Here is a 2,125-nt window from a genome sequence, read left to right as displayed (position 1 = left end):
GATCTCGTTCACCACCTCCTGCGCCGGGCCGACGTCGGTGCCCTCACCGGCGTTGTCGCCGCCGAGGTCGTTGACGACCACCGCCGCCGCCGCAGCCGCCCACCTCCGCCCCGAGACCCCGCCCAGCCCCCGCCCCGCCCCCCCACTGCTGTCCGACTCGGTCAGTACCCGTGGCACGTATCGGCGACCACGCGCATCTGCCGCGGCATATCGGCGAATCGCGGATCGTCGTCGCGGAAGATGACCCGGCCGGGGCCGTCCGGCAGCTCCGGCCCGCCCTGGCCGCGCTCCCGGATGATCATCTTGCGCTGCTCGGGAGGCGCGTCGAACATGCGCTGGAACTGCACGCGGCGGTCCGGATGCTCGTCCAGATATGCCGCGAACCCGGGGGCGTGGTCGCGCATCGCGGCTTCCACCTGCGCGGCGGAGCAGGTGGAATCGGCCAGCGGATGCCGCTCACTCGGCTGCGCCGACGCCGTCCCCGACGCCACCACCACGCCCGCGAACGCCACCGCCGCCAACACCGACACCTGCGCGAACCTCGTAACCGACATGGTCGTCGTCCCTTCTTCGGATCGTCCGGCCACCGTGATCGGTGGCTCGGCGCCCAGTCCACCAGCGCCCCCGTTTGCCGGGCGTTAGGCCGCTGCGCGGCAAGGGGATAAGTACCGGCTTCCGCGGGCCGTTGTGCGGCAAGGGGATAAGTACCGGCTTCCGCGGGCCGCTGCGCGGCAAGGGGATAAGTACCGACTTCCGCGGGCTGCTGTGCTGCAAGGGGGACAAGCGCCCGCCTCCGCAGGACGTTGCGCGGCAAGGGGAATAGGTGCCCGCTTCCGCAGGCCGTTGTGCGGCAAGGGAATAGGCGCCCGCTTCCGCGGGCCGCTGTGCGGCAAGGGAATCGACGTTTCGCTACAGGTAGCCGCCGCTGCCCGGTGCGGGCCCCGGCGGCACCGCCTGGATGCGCGAGTGGTCGTCGCGGGAGGCGATCAGTTCCGCCAGCGTCATGCCGTCCGGGCCGATCGCGGGCCGCGGCCGGTCGCCGAGTTCGCGATCGAGCCAGGCGGCCGCCTCCGCCGGTGACAACCGGCCCACCTCCAGCTGGGCCAGGCAGCGGCCGGGCCGCACCACCGCCGGGTGCAGCCGGGACAGGTTCTCGTTGGTGGTGATCGCCACCAGCACGTCGCGCCCCTGTCCGAGCATGCCGTCGGTGAGGTTCAGCAGACGCGAAAGACCTTGGCCCGTGGACTCTTTCGCCGACCCGCGGATCAGCTCGTCGCAGTCCTCGAGCACCAGCAGCCGCCAGCGCCGCTTGCTCTCGTCGTAGGTGTCGACACCGATCGCGACCTCCATCAGATATCCGGGGTTGGCGAAGAGCACCTCGGGATCGAGCACGCAGTCCACCTGGCACCAGTCCGCCCATTCGCGCGACAGCGCCCGCAGCGCGGAGGTCTTGCCGGTGCCCGGCGGGCCGTGCAGCAACAGCAGCCGCCCGCGCACCTCCTCGGGCCGCAGGGCCATCAGCTGCCGCATGGCGGCGCCGACCTCGGCGCCGTAGTTGCCGTCGATCTCCGCCCAGGCGGCGGCGGTGATGGTGCGCTCGCGCCGCTGCGGGCCGTGGGATCCGATGTGCCAGAAGCCCATCGAGACCTGGCTGTCGTCGGATTCCGGTTCGACGGCCGCGTCCTTGGTGCACACCTCGACCACCTCGCGGGCCAGCACCTCGGTGACGGCGCTGACGTTGAGCATCGCGGTGCCGTTGGTGCGGCGCACGACACGCAGCGTCCAGCCGTCGCCGACCGACAGCGTCGCGAGCGTGCCGTCCTCGTCGCTGGTGCGCAGCACCCGCGCGTCGTCGGGCCGCAGCGGCGCGTCCGGCCTCAGATGCTCGATGTCGACCGAGACCGCGTGCGGCTGCTCGCCGCTGAGATAGGCGGCGATGCCGAGCGCATCGATGATGTCGCGGGCCGAATCGGAGTCGTCGATGTTCATCACCCACGAGGGCGCCCCGGCCGGGGCGGCCGCGGGGGCCTCGCGGCCCCAAAGCCAGAGGCGGTGCAGTGGGGGTGTAATGATTTTTACGATGGAACGGGTAATTTGGGGGCCCGGGCACCCCGTTTAGGAGATT

General features: G+C 71.6%; 2 protein-coding genes. Both read right to left on the bottom strand.

The genetic code is table 11. The features are described 5' to 3' along the window. Window positions 1-161: 161 nt before the first annotated feature. Window positions 162-554 (bottom strand): hemophore-related protein, encoded by a 393-nt coding sequence (locus QH290_RS00020; protein ID WP_280381603.1) that lies wholly within the window; start codon window positions 552-554, stop codon window positions 162-164. Between the two features lie 355 nt (window positions 555-909). Then, on the bottom strand, window positions 910-2,058 hold the full coding sequence (locus QH290_RS00015) for a DUF5925 domain-containing protein (RefSeq protein WP_280381604.1): 1,149 nt from the start codon (window positions 2,056-2,058) through the stop codon (window positions 910-912). Window positions 2,059-2,125: the final 67 nt, after the last annotated feature.

It is taken from the genome of Nocardia wallacei (genome assembly GCF_029869545.1).
Classification (GTDB): Bacteria; Actinomycetota; Actinomycetes; order Mycobacteriales; family Mycobacteriaceae; genus Nocardia; species Nocardia wallacei_A.
Note: the sequence above shows the minus strand (reverse complement) of the source record. Positions and strands in the feature narration are given on the sequence as shown.